The sequence below is a fragment of the Arenibacter arenosicollis genome, from assembly GCF_014397245.1.
GTDB lineage: Bacteria > Bacteroidota > Bacteroidia > Flavobacteriales > Flavobacteriaceae > Arenibacter > Arenibacter arenosicollis.
In genome coordinates this window covers 89,681-111,628 of record NZ_JACLHY010000015.1, presented here as the reverse complement: position 1 = coordinate 111,628, position 21,948 = coordinate 89,681, and the positions used below count along the sequence as shown (strand labels likewise).

Below are 21,948 nucleotides of genomic sequence, written 5' to 3'. Positions count from 1 at the left end.
AAGCAAATGATTATCCCTGAATTAAGGGGTATGGGTGTGATTATAAATGTTTTAAACGTTGGGCATTAGCCCAGTTTCATGGGGTTCTTATGGCCTAAAAAAAGTTAACCTATTTTTTTATGCAGCTGTCAAACTTCTCATTATATTTGTCTTATGTTAAGTACGATAATTCTATTTATTAGTGGTGCGGAAATCTTTTTTATCATGTTTATCGTGGTAATGGTTTTTGGCGCGGATAAAATTCCTGGAATAGCCAAGGGATTGGGTAAGGGCATGAGACAACTAAAGGATGCCACGGAGGATATAAAGAAAGAGATTCAGAAAAGTGCGGAAAAACAAGGTATAGATACTAGTTTTACCGACGATATAAAGAACGAGATCAGTAAAGTTAAGAAGAACGTTGACGAAGTAACCGGCGTAGTGAAAAGAAAATAAAATGCTGGAGTTATTGCTGAACTGGGATCGAGATACCTTTATCTATTTGAACAGTTTGGGCATCGAAGATTATGATGTCTTTTGGTCTTATGTCACCAATTTTGCTACTTGGATTCCCTTATTTATTTTATTTGTAGTGCTTATTTTTAGGGCTTATCCTAAACAGGAGGCATTTCGGGTGTTGGGAACTGTGTTGCTGACCTTGGCACTGGTTGCTGCACTTACAGGGGTCACCAAAGAATGGGTGGCGCGTCTGCGTCCCAATAACACAGAGGAAATTAATACCTTGATCCGTATTCTTAAAAGTCCTAACGGATATAGTTTTTTTTCTGGACATTCATCCAGTTCCTTTAGTATTACTACCAGTATTTTTCTTTTTGTTAGGGATAGATTCAAATGGACTTGGGTCTTTTTTCTTTGGCCACTTTTATTTGCAATGAGCCGAATTTATGTGGGTGTTCATTATCCTTTGGATTTGTTGGTAGGTGCAGCGGTGGGCATTTCTTTTGCCATCCTCTTTTACAGATTGTACCATAAAGTGGGTATGACAAAGTAGAGTTCTTGTTTATTTATAATCGATTTTGGTTTTCCTAATTGGAAGTTGGATTCCGTTGAAATGAATGTGGTGGTCATTTCGACCTTAGGGAGAAATCACACAAGTAGCTCATACTGAACTTGAATTGAGCAATCAACTATTGGGCTAACGGCTAACAATACAGACTGATTTAGTGGCTGTCCAAAATTAAACTTGTGCGACTTCTCGTCGTCCCGAAAAGGGACTCTGTCGAAGTGACTGTGGTAGTCATTTCGGGAGGTAACATTTTTTCAAAATGCAAAAATTGGGATGACTTGAAATAATCATGTTATCAGTAATTTTGACGACTAAGCAATGTCTATAAAGGAATATACAAATTACTTGGCTGCCATTTTCTAGTGGTAGATCTTCAACCGATGGCAGAATAAAAAAAGCTCCTTCCCTTGGTTAAGCCTGTCCCGAGTTTTCCGCGGGAGGACAAGGTGGACCCTTCGCTTTAGGCGTAGGAGACGGAAGGGATTGAAAGCCCGAGCCGTTGGAAATTGGACTCTGTCGAAGTGACTCCATAGTCATGAATACTTTACCGCACTAAAGGATTGTAAAGTATTCAAATAATCAGATCATATCACCCTACTAAGTGTTAGTCCGTCCCTTATGGGCATAAGTACGGTTTCTACCCTATGGTCTTCCTTTAATTTTTTGTTGTAATCCAGTAAAATTTTTGTTGCCTTGTCCTTAGGGTCCAAAGGCTCCACCACCTTACCGGACCAAAGCACGTTATCCGATAAAATAACACTTCCGGAACGACATTTTTTTAAGGCGGCTTCAAAATAGTGGTAGTAACTCACTTTTTCGGCATCGATAAAAACCATATCGAACACAACATCAAGTTGAGGTATTATATCCAATGCATCACCGGTATGCTGTACAATTTGATTTCCAAAGCCACTTTCGTCAAAATATCTCCTTTGCATGGCATGTAGTTCTTCGTTGATGTCTATGGTGTGCAATGTTCCCTCTTTTTGCAAGCCTTCGGCTAGGCATAGGGCAGAGTAACCGGTATAGGTGCCTATTTCCAAAATATTTTTGGGATTAATTATTTTGGACAGAAGGCTTAATACACGGCCTTGAAAATGTCCGGTAATCATTCTTGGCTGAATTACCTTTAGGTGGGTCTCCCGTGTAAGTCTTTCAAGTAATTTAGATTCCGATTGCGAATGGTCGGCAATATATTGTTCCAAAATAGTGGATAAAAAATGCATGGGCTATACTTTGTATATTTAGGCCTTCAAATATAGTAATCATGCAACAATTTGCGGTAAGAATGGCCACTTTGGCCGATTTAAAAACTCTGTTGACCTTTGAACAGGAAATTATAAGTGCCGAAAGGCCTTTTGATGAAACATTGGATGAGGATCCGATCAGTTATTATGACCTTAGGCAATTGGTCCTATCCGATGAGGCTGCAGTTATGGTTGCTGAGGTGGATCAAAATATAATTGGTTCCGGCTATGCCTTGATAAGGGATGCAAAGCCCTATTTGGATCATAAAAAATATACTTATCTTGGGTTTATGTATACCGATCGGGACCACCGAGGTAAGGGCGTTAATAAGGCAATTGTAGATGCCTTGGTCCAATGGTCCAAATCCAGGGGTATACACGAGGTAAGACTTACGGTCTACAATAACAACCTGCCCGCCATAAGGGCCTATGAGAAAGTGGGATTTAAAAAGCATATTTTGGAAATGAGGATAAATGTGGATTGATGAAATTATAGAATTGACCTATTTGCCTTCTATCGGTAAGTTGTATTTTAGCATAAAAATTAGGATATGGAATTTCAAAATTCGTTAGAGTTTGCCCAGCAATTGGATGCAGTAGATCCCCTGAGGAAATACCGTGACGAATTCCATTTTCCAAAAGTGAAGGGCAAGGATGTTATTTATTTCACCGGAAATTCCTTAGGGCTAGAACCCAAACGCACCCAAAAGTTTGTGAATGATGTTATGAACGACTGGAAAAACTTGGCAGTAGAGGGGCATTTCCATGCTGAAAAGTCGTGGTGGGATTATCACGAACGCTTGGCTGCGCCATTGGCAAAAGTAGTTGGTGCAAAGCCCGAAGAAGTGTCGGTGATGAATACCTTAACCGTAAATCTTCATATGCTCATGGTCTCTTTTTACAGGCCTAACGAGAAAAGATTTAAAATTATTTGTGAGGAAAAGGCATTCCCCTCCGATCAATATATGTTGAAGAGTCAGGTTAAGTTTCATGGTTTAGATCCTGATAAGGCCATTGTAGAAGTAAAGAAAAGGCCAGGTGAGGATTTTTGGCATACCCAAGATGTCCTTGATATAATTAATGAGGTCGGCGATGAACTTGCACTAGTCCTCATAGGTGGTGTAAATTACTACAACGGTCAGGTTTTTGATATGGAGTCCATTACAAAATCGGCCAAGGAACAAGGTGCTTTCGTAGGTTGGGATTTAGCTCACGGGGTGGGCAATGTTGCCTTAAAATTGCATGACTGGGGGGTAGACTTTGCCGCTTGGTGCAGTTATAAATATATGAATAGTGGTCCCGGGAATGCATCAGGTATTTTTGTGCACGAGCAGTATCTTAATAGGAGCGATATTCCCCGCTTTGAAGGCTGGTGGGGAACAAAGAAAGAGACTAGATTTTTAATGAAGCCAGAGTTCGAGCCCATGGCAAATGCCGATGCCTGGCAGGTAAGTAATCCTCCTGTGCTCTCACTGGCCCCATATTTGGCTTCTTTGGAAATGTTCGATGAGGTGGGTATGGAGGCACTTATTGCAAAAAGGAAACTCATAGTGTCCTATTTGGAGTTTATTCTCCAGGAGATAGATAAGGAGACCGACGGGTCGTTTGAAATTATCACACCTGAAGATCGTGGCTGTCAGCTCTCTGTTTTTTTACATGGGCATGGTAAGGATCTGTTCAATTATTTAATGGAAAACGGGGTAATAACGGATTGGAGGGAGCCCAATGTAATACGCTTGGCACCGGCACCTTTTTATTGTTCCTTTGCTGATATGTACAATTTTGGACAAGTTTTAAAATCTGGAATTCAGTCCAAAGGCTAGGTTTATTGCTCTCTAACTGCCAAACTATTTATGAAGTCACTTCGTCTTATTCTTTCCAATCCCAGATATTTTGCGCCTTCCTGGGTATTTGCCAGCATAAATATTTTGTTTGGTACCTGGGCCATCTATATACCCACTGTAAAAGAGAAATTGGGGATAGATAAGGCAGATTTGGGCATTGCTATCTTTTTTCTTTCCTTGGGAGTATTCGTTATTTTTCCCGTGGCTGCCAAAATTATTAATTGGCTTGGGGTAGGAAAAGCTACTTGGTATGGGATACTTTTTAGTTGTTTGACTGCCTTGCTACCTTTGTTGGCGCCTAATTATTATTCTTTAATGGGAGCTCTTTTTCTATTGGGGGCCAGTAATGGCATTACGGACATCGCCATGAATACCTTGGTCACGGAAATAGAAAAGGAGGATCAACAGAACTTTATGTCGGCCTCACATGGTTTTTTTAGCCTTGGAGGCGTGTTTGCAGGCTTAGGTAGCTTTTTGATATTTACAATCAATAATCCAGCCTTGCATATGCTATACGCTGTTATTCTGGTGTTTGTGGTAAATTATATTTTCCATAAACATTATAAGCATATTGTAGCGGCGCCCGTGGAGAAGGAACCATTTAGTCTAAAATTGTTTAAACCGCTCCTGGTGTTGGGAATTGTATCATTCATAATAATGGGCGGTGAAGGAGCCATTGTAGATTGGAGTGGGCTTTATTTGCAGGAGATAAGTATGGCACCGGAAACACTGATAGGAACGGGGTTTTTGGCATTTTCCGTAATGATGACCTTGGGTAGGTTTTTGGGAGATAGTATTAGTGCTTCTATAGGCTCCATTAAAATAGTGGCCCTGGGAGCTTCAATAGCAATAATAGGCTTTCTTTTTGTTCTAGCTACACACACCTATATGGCTATAGCAGGATTTGCGCTGATAGGACTGGGCTTTTCGGTAATTATTCCGGAGCTTTTTAGGATAGGTGGTACGGTCAAGGGGGTAGATTCCTCACAAGGAGTATCCTTTATAGCCGGTACAGGCTATTCAGGTTTCTTGCTGGGCCCTGTGGTCCTTGGCTTTGTAGCCGAGAGTTTTTCCTTAAAATATACCTTTGTTATATTATTAATATGCACCATAATAGTGCTCGGTGCTACCTATGGTCTGTATAGGAGAAGGAGGTAATTGCATTACTTTAGGGGTTTTTAGAGGTTACTTTTATGTTGGTGAAGTACAACTTAAAACTACCGTCTTCATTTTTGTGCATTTCTGCAATTTTGAGGCCGTTAATATCCACGTAATTCTCCCAAGTCGTGGTTACCGATGGCTCTGGTTGATTTGATTTTCTAAATACCCATTCCTTTATCATGTAATCACTTCCAAAATAAAAATCGTAGGCGTCACCAGGGGTGTAGCCTCCCTCGTTCCCATAAACTATGGTCAATTTTTGCATAGGATTTTTACTGATAGGCGCAGGCACATCGCTTTCATGGTCATAGGTGATATTGTTCTTGTCCCAAGCCAGATTAAAAGGTGCCATGAGCCAATATTTGTCATTGATAAAACCTCCATTTATCTTCATAGCCGTACTGTCCATGTTACTGCGGTTGTAAGAAATGGTATCTCCCTTGTTAATGGAGCGGATGTCATTGGTGATGGTGTTCCATACCCAGCTGCGTTCAGAATGGCTGTTAGGACGATCTACATTAAAAGTAAAAGCAATTTCCTTTACATTTCTAAATTGATCAAATCCATGTGCATTGGCAACTTTATCCAAAATGGAAAGATCCATTTTTAGATCGGCCACCTTTTGTTTTTTATCGGTTTTGCAGGATGCAAGGAACAAAGTCAGACACAATATTATTAGTAGTGGTTTTTTCATTTTTGGTTTTTTTTCTAACATAAAGATAATAGGTTTTTGGCAGAATAGCTGTGAATGCCTAATTACATTTTTGATTTTTCTTTTTAAAAAGATGGGATTTTACCGTGGCATGGTCTTCAATTTTGTGTTGAATGTGCATCATAAGGAATTCAATCAATACTTGTTATTTTTTAGGGAATTTAGTGTCCTTGTTTTTTTGATGAGAAATTGAATGTTCCCTACAATAATTTACCTGCCATATTTCGCAATAAATTCATTATTTTTGAAACTTAACAAGAATTCTAAAAATGAGCTCAAAAAAAGGTAAGATACAAGAGGCAATTGATGAAAAATTGCTAGAAGAAAGAAAAGTATTTCTATGGGGAATGGTAGATGATGATACAGCTAAACATGTTATTGATCGTTTATTGTATTTGGATATGCAGAATAACAAAGAAATTCAATTGTATATAAATAGCCCAGGGGGTTATGTTACTTCTGGTTTTGCCATGTACGACACCATTAAATCATTGAAGAGTCCGGTTTCTACGATCTGCTCTGGCTTGGCAGCTTCAATGGGGTCTATTTTGTTATCCGTAGGCAAGAAAGGTAGACGTTTTATACAGCCGCATGCACAGGTAATGATCCATCAACCGAGTGGTGGTGCCAGGGGACAGGCTTCCAATATAGAGATTCAAGCAAAAGAGATAATTAAGACACGTGAACTTAGTGCCAAAATATTGGCTGAGAATTGCGGTCAGGATTTTGAAAAGGTAATGAAGGATTTTGACCGGGATTATTGGATGAACGCTGAAGAGTCCATAACCTATGGAATAGTGGACGGAATTTTGGAATAACCGCTCTTAATTTGTTTAAAATATATTTTAGTACGAATTATACAGAAAAGGAAAAGTCCTTCGCAAACTTAATGTGAAGGACTTTTTTATATATGGACGCCTAAGCGGTATGTGTTTTATATACGTATTAAACATAGGGTTTGGATGTCCTGGAATGTAAAAAAATAAAAAAGAATATTTTTCTAGGTGGGCGGTACTGCAGATTACGGAAATACGACGTCTTTGGGCGTTTTGTGACGATATTACATCTATTTTATACAAGTTACTTTATTTTACTACATTTATTACTTTAACAATTACTTTTCCCTATTTGCATTAGTATGACACAAACTCCTAAAAAAATTGCCATAATCGGTTCAGGATTGGTCGGATCCTTATTGGCAATTTACCTTCGGAAGTTAGGACACGAAATAACGGTTTATGATCGTAGACCCGATATTAGAAATGTTGAATTTTCCGGCAGATCCATAAACTTGGCAATGAGTAATAGGGGTTGGAAGGCCCTCAGGGAGGTGGGAATTGAGGATGAAGTGAAGAAAATTGCAATTCCTTTGGACAAGCGTGCTATTCATCTTGCGGGGGAACCGGAGTATTACCAAAAATATGGAAAGGAAGGAGAAGCCATCTGGTCTATTTCACGGGGCATATTAAATCGTAGAATGATAGACCTTGCCGAAGAGGCAGGGGTTGAATTTCATTTTGAAGAAAAGGTGTGGGATGTAGACCTGCCCGAAGGAAAAATATATACGGGCGCAACGGAGAAAGGGGAGTGGAAGGAGTATGACTATGACATTGTTTTTGGCTGTGACGGTGCTTTTTCGCGAGTTAGGCACAAAATGCAGCGCCGTAGTAGATTTAATTACCATCAAGAATTTATAGATGTGGGTTACAAGGAGCTTACTATTCCGGCAAATGACGATGGTACCCATAAACTGGAAAAACATTCTTTCCATATCTGGCCCAGAGGGAAGTTTATGTTTATTGCCATGCCTAATTTGGATGGAAGTTTTACCTGTACCTTGTTCCTTCCCTTTGAAGGGGAGGTTTCCTTTGAGAAAATAAAAACCAAGGATGAGGCCAAAGGTTTCTTTAATACTTATTTTCCCGATGTTGCCCCGGTCATAGAAGATCTTACAACAGATTTCTTTAAAAATCCAACAAGTGCATTGGTAACCATTAAATGCTATCCATGGACCTACTGGGATAAGGTGGCGCTTGTGGGCGACTCCGCCCATGCCATTGTGCCGTTTTACGGGCAGGGAATGAATGCAGGCTTTGAGGATATTTATGCCCTGAATAAGATTATTGCCCAGTTTGGGGATGATTGGGCGCAAATTTTTAATACCTACCAGACAGAACGTAAGCCCAATGCAGATGCTATAGCGGAACTAAGTTATCGTAATTTTGTGGAGATGAGCACTATGACGGCCGATCCTAATTTTATATTACAGAAAAAGATTGAAAAGCGTTTTGCCAAAAAATATCCCGATAAGTGGATTCCGGCCTATTCCAGGGTTACATTTTCAGATAAGCCCTATGTAGAAGCTTTGGCCAATGGGGATGCACAGGAAGAGATAATGAAGCAAATAATGCAAATTCCCAATATAGAGGAAATTTGGGATACTGAAGAAGTTGATCGGAAAATCCTAAGTCTTTTGTAAAACGGACATTAGGGATAGAAAAAAATAAAGCCATCTTAAAAAGATGGCTTTATTTTTCTTATAAGCTGATAGTTCTATAATTTAGAGAACAGCTTTTGCATTTTTTCTTGTTCTTCTTCGGCCAAAACAGGGTCTACTAAAATTCTTCCACTGTGTTCGTCGCTAATAATTTTCTTTCGGGAAGCAATCTCCACCTGTACTTGTGGTGGAATTGTAAAGAAAGAACCGCCGGAAGCACCTCTTTCGATCGGAACTACTGCCAAACCGTTTTTTACATTATTACGGATTCTATTGTAGGCCTTTACCAAACGCTCCTCAATTTGGGATTGGTATTCTTCGGATTTTTTCAAAAGAGCCTTTTCTTCCTTCTCAGTTTCAGCCAAAATAGCGTTCAACTCACCTTTCTTGTGTTTAAGGTGTGATTCCCTTTCACTTAAACGCTCCTTGGTAGAAGCTATAACTTCTTTTTTCTGGTCTATCTGGGCCTTGAACTCCTTAATGTTCTTTTCAGCCAATTGAATTTCAAGTTCCTGGAACTCAACTTCCTTGGTCAATGAATTGAATTCTCTACTGTTACGGACATTCTTTTGTTGTTCCGCGTATTTTTTGATCAAGGTTTTGGCTTCATCAATAAGATTTTTCTTGGCACCTATTTCGTAGTTAATGGTTTCAAGATCGGTTTTAAGCTTATCCATTCTTGTTTTAAGGCCAAGTACCTCGTCTTCCAAATCTTCTACTTCTAGAGGAAGTTCTCCTCTAACATTTCTTATCTCATCAACTCTAGAATCAATTAATTGCAAATCATATAGTGCTCTTAACTTTTCTTCTACCGTTGCTTCTGTCTTTGTTGCCATATTTAAAAATACTTGATGGGATTTGTTTTGCTCTCCGATAAAGAGATTGCAAAATTAGGAATTTTTTTCGTAAGATAATCAACTAAGAGATTTTTTGTAAACTGCTCTGTTTCATAGTGCCCAATATCTGCCAAAAGTATTTTGCCTTCAGCTTCATAGAATTGATGGTATTTTAGGTCTGAAGTTACAAAAACGTCAGCATTGGCGGACATTGCCGAAGAAATGGCAAAAGAACCACTTCCTCCCAAAACGGCAACTTTGGTTATTTTTTTTCCTAGAAAATCGGAGTGTCTAATGCAGGAAACATTCATTTTTTCCTTCAGAAATTCAAAAAATTCTTCTTCACGCATCGATTTTTCAAGATTTCCGACCATGCCCATGCCAATATTTTGGTTTTTATTTTCCAAAGTTTGTATTTCATAGGCAACCTCTTCATAGGGATGATTGCCAAAAAGTGCAGCAAGAACTTTTGGTTCATTCGCCTTGGCATAGGTAAGGCTAATTTGGGATTCGTTCTCATAATGTGTTTCTCCAATTTTTCCCAAATAAGGATTGGCTCCTGTATTGGCCTGGTAACTTCCGGTGCCATCCATGCTAAAGCTGCAATTGCTATAATTGCCTATATTTCCTGCCCCAGCACTAAATAGAGCTGTTTTAAGGGCGTCCGTATGCTCTTTGGGAACATAGGTTGTCAATTTTTTAATGGTGCCCGCCTGGGGGATTAAAATACTTGTATTTTTCAAGCCCAATATTTCACATATTTTGGCATTTACCCCTTTATGGCTATTGTCCAAAGCAGTGTGCATGCTGTAAATGGCAATATCATGCTGAATGGCCTTAATAACTACTCTTTGGACATAATTGGCACCGGTAATTTTCTTTAGTCCACCAAAAATAATAGGGTGAAAACTAACAATGAGATTACATTTTTTTGCAATGGCCTCATCCACCACATTTTCCAAAGTGTCCAATGTTACAAGGATACCCTTTACCTCATTATTTGCGTTCCCCACCAATAGTCCTACATTGTCAAAATCTTCAGCATAATTCAGTGGCGCCAACTCTTCAAGGGTATCGATAACTTGTTTTATGATCATTTTTCAAATTTATGGTCTTCCAAAGATAAAATATTATATTTTCGTTCTAATGCAGCTACTAAGAAAATTAGGTTTTCCCATTTCACTGATATACGCAATTGTAGTATACCTGCGTAATTATTTTTATGACACCGGTGTTTTTCCTTCCAGATCATTCAATACCAAAACCATATGTGTTGGTAATCTTAGTGTAGGCGGTACCGGGAAAACTCCAATGATAGAATTTTTGATCTCCCACATAAAGGAGCGTTGTAAAATAGCCGTACTGAGTAGGGGATATGGTAGACGATCAAAAGGGTATTTGCTGGCCGAATCAGGGATGGATGTAGAAAGCCTTGGTGACGAGCCTTACCAGATCTACAAAAAATTTCCGAACGCCTATGTTGCCGTTGATGCTGATCGGCAACATGGAATTTCTACTTTGGAGAAAACCATTGGGCCCGATGTTGTTCTGTTGGATGATGCCTTTCAACATAGAAAAGTAAGATGTGATCATTATGTACTGTTGACTTCCTACGCTAATTTGTATGTTGATGATTGGTATTTGCCTACCGGTAATTTGAGGGATAGCAAACGCGAAGCCAGACGGGCGAATATCATTGTTGTTACCAAATGCCCACCGAATTTGACAGGAAAGCAACAGCAGGACATTCTAAAAAAAATAGCTCCCGCCCCAAGCCAGAAGGTTATTTTTAGCTATTTGGATTATGATACCAGCTTAAAAGGTGGTTCTGGAGAAATAGGTCTGGAGCAGCTAAAGAATAAAAAAGTGACTTTGGTGACCGGTATAGCCAATCCAAAGCCCTTGGTAAGTTTCTTGACGGATCAGGGAATAGTGCTTGAGCATTTGGCCTACCAGGACCATCACTTTTTCTCTGAGAAGGAAATTGCATTGTTCAATACGAAGGAAATGGTACTTACCACCGAAAAGGATTATGTGCGGCTGGAAGGCAAAATAAAAAACCTGCATTATATAGGGATACAGCACAAATTTTTGAATGAGGGAGAAAAGGTATTGGTAAGTTTGCTGAATGATAGCCTATCTAATCCTTAGGCTTCAATTTTTTTTTTAATATCAAAGATGTTCTCTCCAATTTTAGAGTAGAATACTTCTGGTTTAAATGGTTTGGTAACCACATCATTACATCCTGCGGCATAAAAACTTTCCAAACTGTCATCCAAGGAAATCGCGGTAAGGGCGATTATAGGGACCAATCTATTAAATTTTCTTATTTCTATAGTGGCTTCTTCCCCACTAATACCAGGCATATGGATATCCATTAAGATACAGTCGTAATCTGTTTTTCTTACCATGGCCACAGCTTCCAGACCATTGTTGGCAATATCACAGGTAATTTCCTTTTTGTTCAACATTTTCTTGGTAATGACCTGGTTAATTTTATTGTCCTCCACAATCAATATATGAAGTCCGGTAAAATCGTATTCCACTTCGGTAATTTCGAATGGGATGTCATCAATAAGATCATCCTTACTTTTTAAATCCACCTCAAAGAAAAAGGAACTTCCTTTGCCCAGTTCGCTCTTTAGCTGAATTTTACTGCCAAATAGACCTAACAAGCTTTTTACAATGGTCAGTCCTAGGCCAGTACCTCCGTATTCCCTGTTGATTTGGATAGAGCCTTGTTCAAAACTATCAAAAATAGTGAGTTGTCTTTCTGGGTCTATTCCAATTCCATTATCCTTCACCTCAAAATAAATGGTCAAATTTTCCTCAACTTTTTTAGCAAGTTTTGCAATAACGGTAACTTGGCCTTCCTTGGTAAACTTTATGCCATTGCCAATAAGGTTTATAAATATTTGGGAAAGTTTTAATGGGTCGCCCAACAAATGCGATGGAATATCCTCATCAAACTCCAAAACAATTTTAGTTTTGTTCGCCTTCGCACTCTGATTCAATGAATTAATAACTTCCGAAAGTATCTTTTTAAGATTGAAATCTATTTGAAGGGCTTCCAGTTTGTCGGCATCTATTTTATTGATCTGAAGGATGTCATTAATAAAATTCAGTAAATAGTCGCCAGAAAATTTTAAAGATTTTAAATGCTCTTTTTGGCTTTCACTTGGGTTCTCTTCCAGCAATAAATGGGTTAGACCTGTTACTGCATAAAGCGGTGTTCGCAATTCGTGGCTAACAGTTGACAAGAAGTTGGTTTTGGCATCCATGGCCATTACCGCCGCATCCCTTGCTGCCTGTAACTCATTGTTCTTGGTATGCAGAAGATCGTTGGTCTTTAGCTTAATTTGGTTGTTTCTATAAAGTGAAACGGCCAGTATGGAAATTACAATTAAAAAGGCTGAAGTTAAAATGGCTGTAATTTCAGTTCTATTTTTGGACTGACTAAGTTCTTCGATCTTGGCTTCCTGCCTACCAATTTCATCGCGCATAAAATCGGTTTGAATCTTATCAGCTGTCTTTGTTTCTCCTAGAGTTTTTTCAATAGTAAAGATAGAATCCTTAATATTCACTATGTTCTTATTGTAAAACAAGGCAGATTCAAAAAGGCCAAGTTTAGCATTGGACCGGGTGAGTAGCTCATTGGCCTCCAATCTTTCAACATAAAAGTTATTCGCCTTGGCCAATTTTAAAGCGCTCAGCGCATTTTTTATACTTTCCTCGTAATTTTCGGTCCTGAAATAAATTTCGGCTAATTTAATATGGGACTTGGCGGCCAGATATTCCTTTTCATAAATGTCCGTATTAACAGCCAGGGCATTGAAATTTTTTGTGGCACTCTCATATTTTTCCAAGTTTAGAAAAATATTTCCCTCAACAAAAAGGATATTGTTCAGTAAATTCCGGTCATTGTTTATTTGTTTTGCCTCGTTGAGCATGGAAATGGCCAAGAAGTTTTTGCCGTCCCTGTATGAAATAATGGCGTCTATGTACTTGTGCGTGGCCTCTCCGTAGGGATAGGAAATATCCTTTAAAAGCGATTTTGATCTGTCTGCGTAATATTCTGCACTATCATCTTTTCCCAATCTTAAATATAAAACTGCAAATTTGTGATAGGTGTCTATAAGTGCCTTTTGGTCGTTATTCTTGAAGGCAATTTCCATGGCCGTATTCAAGTCCTCAAGTGCCGGTTCAATTTTATTTTTATTACCCAATTCCCTCGCTTTGTCAAAATAATATTCAATATCAGTTTCAACAGCCTTGGTTTCTTGTGTATAGGAATGACTAAAGTAAAAAAACAATAGAACCGTAAGGAGCCATAATTTTCTGTTCAAATTTATATGTAAGAATAAAGGTCTCAAACGTATTGTTTACGTATTATAAAGTTAATTAAATCTACAATTCTACTACTATACCCGGTTTCGTTGTCATACCATCCAATGATCTTCACCATTTTGCCGATTACCGAGGTCATCAGAGAATCAAACGTACAAGAGTAATAAGTATTGTTTATATCTATAGAAACTATGGGATCTTTTGTGTAATATAGAATGTTTTTAAGCTCTTTCTGCGATATTTTAAAAAAAGCTTCATTTATTTCCTCAATGGAGGTTTCCCTTTTTACGTTAAAAGTAATGTCGGTCAAGGAACAATTGGGTACTGGTACGCGTATTCCACAGCCTCCAATTACATCTGATAATTCGGGGAATATTCTTGTCAATGCCTTGGCTGCTCCAGTGGTCGTTGGCACTATGGATTGTGAGGCCGCCCTGGCCCTTCTCAGGTCCTTATGGGGCTGGTCGTGCAGACTTTGGTCTGTTGTGTAGGAATGTATGGTGGTGATGTAGGCTTGTTCTATGCCACATAGGTCTTGGATTACCTTGATCATAGGCGCGGCATTGTTTGTGGTACAGGAAGCATTGGAAATAATGTCATCCGTTTGCTCCAAGGTTTCATGGTTTATACCATAAACCACCATTTTTATATCGTCTTCCGTTGGTGGTACGCTAAGAATAACTTTTTTCGCCCCGTTTTTTAAATGCTGGGTTAAGATCGATCTGTCCTTAAACCTTCCGGTGGCTTCAACTACGATATCAACCTTATGATTGGACCAAGGAATATCTTTTGGTGAATTGTGGTTTAACAAGGCTACCTTATTATCACCTACAATAATATGATTTTCACTGTGGGAGACTTCTTTCTGAAATACACCGTGTATGCTATCGTACTTTAATAAATGTGACAAGGTACGCGCATCCGCCAAGTCATTTATTGCCACCACCCTTAAATGGGGTTGTTCGCTAAGAAGTCTAAATAGGGTGCGACCAATTCTACCGAAGCCGTTTATACCAATGTTAATCCGTTTCATAAAAAGTGGTAAGCCATTTTATCCGTATAAATACGGAATTATATTTTAGATATTGGGGTGTAGGAATAACCTACATAATGTGCTTGTGCGCTTTGTAGGAAGAACGGACCAAAGCCCCGCTTTCAACATGTCTAAAACCAAGTTGAAGCCCTATTTCCTCATATTTTTTAAATTGATCCGGCAAAATAAATTCCTTTACGGGTAAATGTTTTTTTGATGGCTGTAGATATTGTCCAATGGTAACCACGTCAACATTCGCCGCCCTGAGGTCTTCCATGGTTTGGATTACCTCTTCCTCCCGTTCGCCCAATCCCAACATTATTCCTGACTTGGTACGGTTGGCGCCGTTTTCTTTTAAGTAAGCAAGGACTCCCAGACTTCTTTCGTATTTCGCCTGTATGCGGACTTCCCTCGTTAATCTTTTTACCGTCTCCATGTTGTGGGAAATCACTTCCGGGCCAACGGCAAGTATGCGATTCAAATGGGTGGTAATTCCCTGAAAGTCAGGAATCAAAGTTTCCAAGGTGGTGGTGGGGTTCATTCGCCTAATGGCTTTCACGGTTTCAGCCCATATTATGGATCCCATATCCTTAAGGTCGTCACGATCCACTGAAGTGATTACGGCGTGTTTAATGTCCATAATCTTAATGGACCTGGCCACTTTTTCCGGTTCTTCCCAATCCACATCTTCCGGCCTTCCCGTTTTTACACCGCAAAATCCACAGGAACGAGTACAAACGTTTCCTAGAATCATAAATGTGGCGGTGCCTTCTCCCCAACATTCGCCCATATTTGGACAACTACCTGAGGTACATATGGTGTGTAGATTGTATTTATCCACCAATCCCCTTAATTGGGTATATTTTTTACCTGTCGGAAGTTTTACCCGTAACCATTTGGGTTTGCCTTTTGGAGGAATCACACTGTCTATAGTTTCGATGCTCATACTATGATTTTGTGCAAATATACGAAATGGGATATAGTTAAAATGCCAATTGGGGGCAAAGTATAATGATGGATAAAACTGCCTATTGTTTGTTTTTAATAATTTCGGCCAGCAGTCTTTTGGCCCGTAATAATTTTACTTTAACATTATTAACGGGTTCCCCTAGTTTTTCTGCTATTTCTGCATATGGGAGCTCCTGAAAATATCTAAGGTTTATTACTTCTTGGTAATGTGGCTTTAACCTTTTTATGTATTCCAATAAAGCAGCCAAATTTTGTTCTGTGATCAAACTGTCTTCAGGGGAAGGGCCGTCATCCAAAACCTTCTTTATGGCTTCATTGCTGCCTTCCTGGTTGACTTGTAAAACGTTTCTTTTGCTTTTTCGGATTAAATCTATGTGTAGATTTTTGGAGATGGCGATCAGCCACGTCTTAAATTGGTAGGAATCATCAAAGGTGTGTATCTTATCAAAAGCTTTGGAAAATGTCTGGATGGTGATATCCTCGGCATCGTTCTCATTTTTGGTCCGGATCAATTGAAATCCGTAAACGTCGTTCCAAAAGCTATTTAATAATGCACTGAAGGCGATCTGATTGCCTAATTTGGCCTTTTCAATAAGTTGGGGAAGTGGTTCTTCGGTTTTATCCAAGATGAGGTTTTATATAAAGTGCAATCCAGAAGGCTATTGCGTTACGGAATCTTTTTTGCAGTCCTGTTCGGTTGGAAGTTTGCCACAATAGCCGCATGCTTCACCTTCTTTGTTTAAAAATGGACTTTGACTGGCGCATGTTCCTGCAAATTTTCCATCTTTTTTAGACCATATTTTTATTGCGATACCGGCAAAAGCAAGTGCAAGTAGCCCTATAGTTAAAAGTAAAAATTTCATATCCCTACATTATTTTATGCAAAGATATGAAATTTATAACCTTACTTGGAAGGATTTGGATTACTTTAAATCTTGGTTCCTAATAGGAGATATTGGCCACGATATTTTCTATTGTGGGACTGGAATTACCACCTTTTTGTTCTATGGTGATATATCCAACAGCATTCTCACCATAAGGTAGCGCCATTAATTTTTCACTGTTGCTCGCTTCTTGTATTACCCCCAGGTTAAGCATTTGACCGTTGACCTCTGCCCACATTTGGTAGCATTGGTTTTCCGGTAAGTTGGGTAATTTGCTCACATTAATATAGGACAGTTTTTTTACAGGATTAACGTAGGCCACAGCCTTAAGTTCTTTGGCCTTATTGTTTCCTTTTACTGTTAGTCGCTTTGTTTTAGGGTTGTTAAGGACAATAAATTGATTTCTAACATCTTCCAACTGTAAACGCATATTCTCTTCCAAGTTTTGAATCTTATTGTTCACAATAACATTTTCCTCTTGTAAATTTTGGTTCTGGTTATAGAAGAAATACGATGCTCCTGCAAATATCAGGGCAGCAAAACTGGCCGCAATGGCGTACCTGAAGAATTTTGATTTTATGGAATTCTCCGCTTTAACCCTATTTTGAATCCTTTCTTTTAGACCGTCCGGAGTTTTAAGGGCATGTAACTTAGCAAATATTTCAAGGTTTTCCTGTAGTTCAAGGTATGTGTTCCTAACTTCGGGATACATGGCAATGTATCTTTCTACCTGCAACGCTTCTTCGTGCGTGGTTGTTCCCAAGAGATATTTCTCCAGGAGGTCTGTTTCTAAAAAGATTTTAATTTTCTCTTTCATGGCTTTTGTTTTTGTAGCACCATTGGGTTGGATATGCTTTTAAGTCAGCTAGATTGTTGGCCTTTGTCTTATCAACTTTGTGCTTTAATTCATAAATAAACTTAGTAAATATGCTAGCACCATGCTTGAACCATATATTTTCTTTAATTCCCTTAGTCCTATTTTTAATCTAGATTTAATAGTGCCTAACGGTATGTCCAATTCATCGCTTGCCTCCTGTTGGGTCATTCCTTGAAAAAATAAGGCGTCCAATACAATCTGATATTTTGAATCTATTTTATCCAAATTATCCTGAACGTCCATCAACTCGGGAATTATTCCTTCAGTTCCTAGTTTATATACGTCGGAAACATCCATTTGGATTTCTTTGTCGGATTTGTTGTTGGCACTTCTTAGTTTATCTATGGCCGTATTGCGGGTAATCCTAAAAAGCCAAGTGAATAATTTTGCTTTTGTGGGGTCGTAGGAATCCGATTTCTTCCATATTTTAACAAAACTTTCCTGTACTACGTCCTGGGCCAAATCCTCATCGCGCACTACTTTGTAGGCTACACCATATAAGGTATCCCCATAATGTTCGTAAAGGAGTGAAATGGCTTTGTCATTTCGCTCTTGAAGGAGCTCAACAATATGATTTTCCAGTAGTATGCTCATATAATAGGTGTGTTCTCAAAAAAAAGTTTCTTGGTAATCATCCAATACCGTATTTCTCCTCGTATATACACAAACGCTAAATTATAAAATTGATTGTTATACTTAGCGTTTTATTGGATAAATGGACAGCTGGTAACTGTTCATTTAATTTTTGGTTAGTTTGGTTTGGTATAGCCCCTGTCATTATGTGTCAGGGGCTATTTTATGATATTGACTTCAGGGGTGATTCTAATCCCAAACCTTTCCAGTACACTTTCTATAATCTTTTCTGCAAGATCTATTATCTCCTTGCCCGACGCATTACCGTAGTTAACCAATACCAATGCTTGATGCTTATGAACTCCGGCATCTCCAAATCGCTTCCCTTTAAATCCACATTGCTCTATTAGCCAACCTGCAGGAATCTTGAATTCTTTTTCAGACACCTTATAAAAGGGGGCATCTGGGTATATCTTGGTAAATTTATCGAATTCCTGCTTGCTTATTACAGGATTTTTGAAGAAACTTCCGCCGTTGCCCAATTCTTTGGGGTCCGGTAACTTGCTTTTCCTGATGGCAATAACCGCATTGGAGACGTCCCTAATACTGGGGTCGGTGATACCGTTATTTTGTAATTCGGAAACAATGGCCCCATAACCTACATGTAGATTATGATTTCTTTTGGATAATTTAAAATTGACCGAAGTGATTATATATTTTCCAAGCCCTTCATTTTTAAAATAAGAATCCCGATATCCAAACTGGCACTCTTCCTTAGTGAAGGTCTTCAGTTTTTGGGTGGCTATTTCCAATGCGTCGCAACTTACAAAGGTATCCTTGAGTTCAACTCCATAGGCACCAATGTTCTGTATTGGTGCGGTACCGGTGTTTCCCGGGATGAGGGATAAATTTTCCAATCCTCCATAATTTTGATCCAAGGTCCACAACACCATTTGATGCCAATTTTCACCGGCATTGACCTTTATGCAGACCTCATCAGAGTTTTCCCATATTATATCAATGCCTTTTAAGTTGATGTACAGCACCAGATTTTCCAAATCCCTTGTGATCAACATATTACTTCCGCCCCCCAGAACAAAAAAATCAGGGTAATCCTTGATTGCAAGTATTTCTTTAAGCCCTTCGATCGAGTTTATTTCACAAAAGAATTTTGCCTTTGCATCTATTCCGAAGGTATTGTATTCTTTAAGGGATATGTCTTGTTGTATTTCCATTAATTGGCATATACCTTTAAGGCTTCCTTTAGAATGTGAACCGCTCTTTTTAGCTCTTCTTTTTCAAGTACATAGGCAATTCTTATCTGGTTGGTGCCCAAACCTTCAGTGGCATAGAAACCCGCCGCAGGAGCCACCATTACGGTCTCCCCATCCAGATTAAAATCTTCCAATAACCATTTGGCAAAAGTGTCGGCATTTTCAATGGGTAGTTCCACTATACAATAAAACGCACCCTGAGGCCTGGCTACTACAGCCCCTTTAATTTCGCTAAGTTCAGAGATAAGGATGTTCCTGCGTTCCTCATATTCCTTTTTTACGTCATCAAAATAGCTCTGTGGGGTGTCCAGGGCCGCTTCACTTGCAATCTGTGCGTATGTTGGTGGTGATAGGCGCGCCTGACCAAATTTTAAGGCAGTCTGGATTACTTCCTTGTTTTTAGATACCAGGTACCCAATTCTGGCTCCGCACATACTATATCTTTTGGAAACCGAATCTACAATAATGGCGTTTTCAGCCAATCCACTTTCCTGTAGTATGGAATAATGCTCCCTATTGTCATAGGTAAATTCACGGTACACCTCATCGGCAACCAAGAACAGATTGTGCTTTTTTACAATAGAGGCAAGTTTTTTAATTTCTTCCTTACTATATAAATAGCCGGTAGGATTACCAGGGTTGCATATTAAGATTGCTTTGGTTCTAGGTGTAATTAATTTTTCAAATTCCTCAATGGGAGGTAATGCAAAATTATCTTCGATATGCGACACGATCGGGACTACCTTAATTCCGGTTTCGTTCGCGAATCCGTTATAATTGGCATAAAAGGGTTCCGGGATAATAATTTCGTCACCAGTGTCCGCAATAGTTCCCATTGAAAAGAAAAGCGCTTCAGAGCCTCCAGTGGTAACTATAATATCGTCGGCCGCAACATGTATATCGTTCTTGGCGTAATATCCGGCAATTTTTTCCCTATAGGTTTCAGCACCTTCGGTTCGGCTATAGGCCAATACCTCCAAGGTATTGTTCCTAACGGCATCCAGGGCAATTTTAGGGGTCTTTATATCGGGCTGGCCAATATTTAGGTGAATTATTTTAATTCCCCTTTTTATGGCAGCTTCAGCAAATGGTACTAATTTTCTAATGGGAGATTCCGGCATTGTTGCGCCTCTCCGTGAAATTGATGGCATATGAGTTGAAATTTTAAGCAAAAATGGGAAATCAATATGGACAAAACAATAAAACGGTCTTATTTGATTCCATATTAATATGTTAAATCGTTCTGTTGCATAATTAATTGTTTGTAAATTTAAAGGAATAGGTTACTTAAAAAATGGAAAAATGGTGGCTTTTTTAAGACATATGGTTTTCCTTATTTGGTGTTGCCCAGTTTTATTGTTTTCCCAGAATTACGAATTGCCTACAGGGGAAAAGTACCAAAAGGTAAAGTTTAAACTGGTCAACAATCTCATTATTGTTCCAGTAGAGGTGAATGGGACAAAACTTTCATTTATTTTGGATTCAGGGGTTAATAAGCCCATACTTTTTAATTTATCGGATAAGGATTCCATTCAAATAAACAATGTATCTGAAATTGCCATAAAAGGTTTGGGAGATGGTGAAGCCATTGATGCTTTGAGTTCTAGTGCCAACATTTTTAAAATTGGTAAAGCCGTCAATTATGATCAATTGTTGTATGTGGTCATGGATAGGGAGCTTAATCTCTCGCCCAGGCTGGGTATACCGGTTCATGGAATAATAGGGTATGACCTTTTTAGGGATTTTGTTGTTGAGGTTAATTACACCTCAAAATATCTAAAACTTCATTCCCACAATTTATATAGGACCCAAAAGAACGCCAGGACACAAATACTTCCTTTGCATATTGTTAAAAATAAGGCTTATGTTCAAGGGAAGGTATTTTTGGAAAATAAGCACAGCATTCCCGTTAAACTTTTAATAGATTCCGGAAGTTCTGATGCTATTTGGCTTTTTGAAAATATAGAAAAAGGGCTGGGTATCCCCAAAAACAATTATGAGGATTTTTTAGGCCAAGGACTCAGTGGCAGCATTTTTGGAAAGAGAACAAAAATAGACCGAATTAGTTTGGGTAATTTCCAACTAAAGGACGCCAAAGTGGCATTTCCGGATCTACAGTATTTTAAATCCATAACTTCCTTTGGGGATAGAAATGGTAGTTTGGGAGGTGAGGTCTTAAAGAGGTTTACCCTAGTGTTCAATTATGATGCCGGTACGCTAAGTTTACGTAAAAATGCTCTTTTTAATCGCCCATTCGATTTTAATTTGAGCGGGATCGACCTTCAACATAATGGCGTTCGCTATATTTCCGAAAGCTTAGCAGATGCCAGAGGAGTAGTGATAAAGGACGATGGGCAATCTTTTGGGAATGTGCAACTACTCTTCGAAAATAGAACAAGACTTAGTGTTGTGCCAGAGATAGTAGTATCGGGAATACGTGCTGGAAGTCCAGGTCATAAAGCGGGTTTGCAGGAAGGGGATGTTATTCTCGCAGTCAATGGAAAAAAGGTACACAATTACAAACTACAACAAATCTTGCATTTGCTCAATGAGAAGGAGGGCAAAAGGATAAAGGTCCTAATAGAGCGTTACCAAAAGGACATGCTGCTTACCTATGTCCTGAAAGATGTTTTTAAATAAATGGTGTTAAGCCCCAAGGCAGACCCTGGTCTTTGGAAGTATGGAATT

22 protein-coding genes are annotated in these 21,948 nt (G+C 38.9%); 9 read left to right on the top strand and 13 right to left on the bottom strand.

Annotation, left to right across the window (positions count from 1 at the left end; genetic code table 11):
* Positions 1-153: 153 nt before the first annotated feature.
* Both H4O18_RS14665 and H4O18_RS14660 read left to right on the top strand, forming a co-directional pair.
* Positions 154-435 (top strand): Sec-independent protein translocase subunit TatA/TatB, encoded by a 282-nt coding sequence (locus H4O18_RS14665; protein WP_187585865.1) that lies wholly within the window; start codon positions 154-156, stop codon positions 433-435.
* A 1-nt stretch (position 436) separates the two neighbouring features.
* On the top strand, positions 437-991 hold the full coding sequence (locus H4O18_RS14660) for a phosphatase PAP2 family protein (RefSeq protein WP_187585863.1): 555 nt from the start codon (positions 437-439) through the stop codon (positions 989-991).
* A 599-nt stretch (positions 992-1,590) separates the two neighbouring features.
* On the opposite strand, the gene H4O18_RS14655 is transcribed toward H4O18_RS14660, so the two are convergent.
* Entirely contained in the window at positions 1,591-2,232 is a 642-nt protein-coding gene (locus H4O18_RS14655; RefSeq protein ID WP_187585861.1) for an O-methyltransferase, read from the bottom strand.
* 41 nt (positions 2,233-2,273) lie between these two features.
* Between H4O18_RS14655 and H4O18_RS14650 the strand changes: the two genes are divergently transcribed.
* The 3 genes from H4O18_RS14650 to H4O18_RS14640 all read left to right on the top strand — a co-directional run bounded on the left by H4O18_RS14650 (position 2,274) and on the right by H4O18_RS14640 (position 5,255).
* Entirely contained in the window at positions 2,274-2,738 is a 465-nt protein-coding gene (locus tag H4O18_RS14650; protein ID WP_187585859.1) for a GNAT family N-acetyltransferase, read from the top strand.
* 66 nt (positions 2,739-2,804) lie between these two features.
* A complete protein-coding gene (gene kynU, locus H4O18_RS14645) occupies positions 2,805-4,076 on the top strand; it encodes a kynureninase (RefSeq protein WP_187585856.1) in 1,272 nt (423 codons plus the stop codon).
* A 30-nt stretch (positions 4,077-4,106) separates the two neighbouring features.
* Positions 4,107-5,255 carry an MFS transporter gene (locus H4O18_RS14640; protein WP_187585854.1) on the top strand — a complete coding sequence of 383 codons (1,149 nt, stop codon included), beginning with the start codon at positions 4,107-4,109 and terminating at the stop codon, positions 5,253-5,255.
* A 10-nt stretch (positions 5,256-5,265) separates the two neighbouring features.
* On the opposite strand, the gene H4O18_RS14635 is transcribed toward H4O18_RS14640, so the two are convergent.
* Positions 5,266-5,952, bottom strand: coding sequence for a hypothetical protein (locus H4O18_RS14635; protein ID WP_187585852.1), 687 nt, complete (start codon positions 5,950-5,952; stop codon positions 5,266-5,268).
* A 287-nt stretch (positions 5,953-6,239) separates the two neighbouring features.
* Between H4O18_RS14635 and H4O18_RS14630 the strand changes: the two genes are divergently transcribed.
* Both H4O18_RS14630 and H4O18_RS14625 read left to right on the top strand, forming a co-directional pair.
* Positions 6,240-6,788 (top strand): ClpP family protease, encoded by a 549-nt coding sequence (locus H4O18_RS14630; protein ID WP_187585850.1) that lies wholly within the window; start codon positions 6,240-6,242, stop codon positions 6,786-6,788.
* A gap of 320 nt (positions 6,789-7,108) precedes the next feature.
* Complete coding sequence (locus H4O18_RS14625) at positions 7,109-8,449, top strand: FAD-dependent oxidoreductase (RefSeq protein WP_187585848.1); 1,341 nt, start codon at positions 7,109-7,111, stop codon at positions 8,447-8,449.
* A 74-nt stretch (positions 8,450-8,523) separates the two neighbouring features.
* Here the strand turns inward: H4O18_RS14625 and H4O18_RS14620 are convergent, their stop codons facing one another.
* Positions 8,524-9,303 carry a zinc ribbon domain-containing protein gene (locus H4O18_RS14620; protein ID WP_187585846.1) on the bottom strand — a complete coding sequence of 260 codons (780 nt, stop codon included), beginning with the start codon at positions 9,301-9,303 and terminating at the stop codon, positions 8,524-8,526.
* Positions 9,304-9,305: 2 nt separating this feature from the next.
* Entirely contained in the window at positions 9,306-10,400 is a 1,095-nt protein-coding gene (locus H4O18_RS14615) for a Nif3-like dinuclear metal center hexameric protein (protein WP_187585844.1), read from the bottom strand.
* 49 nt (positions 10,401-10,449) lie between these two features.
* Here H4O18_RS14615 and lpxK point away from each other — a divergent pair, with 49 nt between their 5' ends.
* Positions 10,450-11,454, top strand: coding sequence for a tetraacyldisaccharide 4'-kinase (lpxK, locus tag H4O18_RS14610; protein WP_187585842.1), 1,005 nt, complete (start codon positions 10,450-10,452; stop codon positions 11,452-11,454).
* Here lpxK and H4O18_RS14605 read toward each other — a convergent pair.
* The 9 genes from H4O18_RS14605 to H4O18_RS14565 all read right to left on the bottom strand — a co-directional run bounded on the left by H4O18_RS14605 (position 11,451) and on the right by H4O18_RS14565 (position 20,411).
* A complete protein-coding gene (locus H4O18_RS14605) occupies positions 11,451-13,649 on the bottom strand; it encodes a tetratricopeptide repeat-containing hybrid sensor histidine kinase/response regulator (protein ID WP_246474304.1) in 2,199 nt (732 codons plus the stop codon). The genes lpxK and H4O18_RS14605 overlap by 4 nt on opposite strands.
* Positions 13,650-13,672: 23 nt before the next feature.
* Positions 13,673-14,683, bottom strand: a complete 1,011-nt coding sequence (gene gap / locus H4O18_RS14600; RefSeq protein WP_187585840.1) for a type I glyceraldehyde-3-phosphate dehydrogenase — start codon at positions 14,681-14,683, stop codon at positions 13,673-13,675.
* 70 nt (positions 14,684-14,753) lie between these two features.
* A complete protein-coding gene (gene lipA / locus H4O18_RS14595; RefSeq protein ID WP_187585838.1) occupies positions 14,754-15,629 on the bottom strand; it encodes a lipoyl synthase in 876 nt (291 codons plus the stop codon).
* Between the two features lie 82 nt (positions 15,630-15,711).
* Positions 15,712-16,278, bottom strand: coding sequence for an RNA polymerase sigma factor (locus H4O18_RS14590; protein WP_187585836.1), 567 nt, complete (start codon positions 16,276-16,278; stop codon positions 15,712-15,714).
* A 33-nt stretch (positions 16,279-16,311) separates the two neighbouring features.
* Entirely contained in the window at positions 16,312-16,515 is a 204-nt protein-coding gene (locus H4O18_RS14585) for a membrane or secreted protein (RefSeq protein ID WP_187585834.1), read from the bottom strand.
* 79 nt (positions 16,516-16,594) lie between these two features.
* Complete coding sequence (locus tag H4O18_RS14580; RefSeq protein WP_187585832.1) at positions 16,595-17,353, bottom strand: anti-sigma factor; 759 nt, start codon at positions 17,351-17,353, stop codon at positions 16,595-16,597.
* Positions 17,354-17,437: 84 nt separating this feature from the next.
* Positions 17,438-18,007 (bottom strand): RNA polymerase sigma factor, encoded by a 570-nt coding sequence (locus tag H4O18_RS14575; protein WP_187585830.1) that lies wholly within the window; start codon positions 18,005-18,007, stop codon positions 17,438-17,440.
* Positions 18,008-18,204: 197 nt separating this feature from the next.
* The gene (gene murB / locus H4O18_RS14570) at positions 18,205-19,221 is read right to left on the bottom strand and encodes a UDP-N-acetylmuramate dehydrogenase (RefSeq protein ID WP_187585828.1); all 1,017 of its coding nucleotides are present in this window, start codon (positions 19,219-19,221) and stop codon (positions 18,205-18,207) included.
* Positions 19,221-20,411, bottom strand: coding sequence for a pyridoxal phosphate-dependent aminotransferase (locus H4O18_RS14565; protein ID WP_187585826.1), 1,191 nt, complete (start codon positions 20,409-20,411; stop codon positions 19,221-19,223). Before H4O18_RS14565 ends, murB begins: the two co-directional genes overlap by 1 nt.
* Positions 20,412-20,562: 151 nt before the next feature.
* On the opposite strand from H4O18_RS14565, the gene H4O18_RS14560 reads away from it, so the two are divergent.
* Entirely contained in the window at positions 20,563-21,900 is a 1,338-nt protein-coding gene (locus H4O18_RS14560) for an aspartyl protease family protein (protein ID WP_246474302.1), read from the top strand.
* Positions 21,901-21,948: the final 48 nt, after the last annotated feature.

Excerpts from the sequence above, each read along its gene's own strand:
- H4O18_RS14665 (WP_187585865.1), top strand. The coding sequence starts at position 154 with ATGTTAAGTACGATAATTCTATTTATTAGTGGTGCGGAAATCTTTTTT.
- H4O18_RS14660 (WP_187585863.1), top strand. The coding sequence starts at position 437 with ATGCTGGAGTTATTGCTGAACTGGGATCGAGATACCTTTATCTATTTG.
- H4O18_RS14655 (WP_187585861.1), bottom strand. The coding sequence starts at position 2,232 with ATGCATTTTTTATCCACTATTTTGGAACAATATATTGCCGACCATTCG.
- H4O18_RS14650 (WP_187585859.1), top strand. The coding sequence starts at position 2,274 with ATGCAACAATTTGCGGTAAGAATGGCCACTTTGGCCGATTTAAAAACT.
- kynU (WP_187585856.1), top strand. The coding sequence starts at position 2,805 with ATGGAATTTCAAAATTCGTTAGAGTTTGCCCAGCAATTGGATGCAGTA.
- H4O18_RS14640 (WP_187585854.1), top strand. The coding sequence starts at position 4,107 with ATGAAGTCACTTCGTCTTATTCTTTCCAATCCCAGATATTTTGCGCCT.
- H4O18_RS14635 (WP_187585852.1), bottom strand. The coding sequence starts at position 5,952 with ATGAAAAAACCACTACTAATAATATTGTGTCTGACTTTGTTCCTTGCA.
- H4O18_RS14630 (WP_187585850.1), top strand. The coding sequence starts at position 6,240 with ATGAGCTCAAAAAAAGGTAAGATACAAGAGGCAATTGATGAAAAATTG.
- H4O18_RS14625 (WP_187585848.1), top strand. The coding sequence starts at position 7,109 with ATGACACAAACTCCTAAAAAAATTGCCATAATCGGTTCAGGATTGGTC.
- H4O18_RS14620 (WP_187585846.1), bottom strand. The coding sequence starts at position 9,303 with ATGGCAACAAAGACAGAAGCAACGGTAGAAGAAAAGTTAAGAGCACTA.
- H4O18_RS14615 (WP_187585844.1), bottom strand. The coding sequence starts at position 10,400 with ATGATCATAAAACAAGTTATCGATACCCTTGAAGAGTTGGCGCCACTG.
- lpxK (WP_187585842.1), top strand. The coding sequence starts at position 10,450 with ATGCAGCTACTAAGAAAATTAGGTTTTCCCATTTCACTGATATACGCA.
- gap (WP_187585840.1), bottom strand. The coding sequence starts at position 14,683 with ATGAAACGGATTAACATTGGTATAAACGGCTTCGGTAGAATTGGTCGC.
- lipA (WP_187585838.1), bottom strand. The coding sequence starts at position 15,629 with ATGAGCATCGAAACTATAGACAGTGTGATTCCTCCAAAAGGCAAACCC.
- H4O18_RS14585 (WP_187585834.1), bottom strand. The coding sequence starts at position 16,515 with ATGAAATTTTTACTTTTAACTATAGGGCTACTTGCACTTGCTTTTGCC.
- H4O18_RS14580 (WP_187585832.1), bottom strand. The coding sequence starts at position 17,353 with ATGAAAGAGAAAATTAAAATCTTTTTAGAAACAGACCTCCTGGAGAAA.
- H4O18_RS14575 (WP_187585830.1), bottom strand. The coding sequence starts at position 18,007 with ATGAGCATACTACTGGAAAATCATATTGTTGAGCTCCTTCAAGAGCGA.
- murB (WP_187585828.1), bottom strand. The coding sequence starts at position 19,221 with ATGGAAATACAACAAGACATATCCCTTAAAGAATACAATACCTTCGGA.
- H4O18_RS14565 (WP_187585826.1), bottom strand. The coding sequence starts at position 20,411 with ATGCCATCAATTTCACGGAGAGGCGCAACAATGCCGGAATCTCCCATT.
- H4O18_RS14560 (WP_246474302.1), top strand. The coding sequence starts at position 20,563 with ATGGTGGCTTTTTTAAGACATATGGTTTTCCTTATTTGGTGTTGCCCA.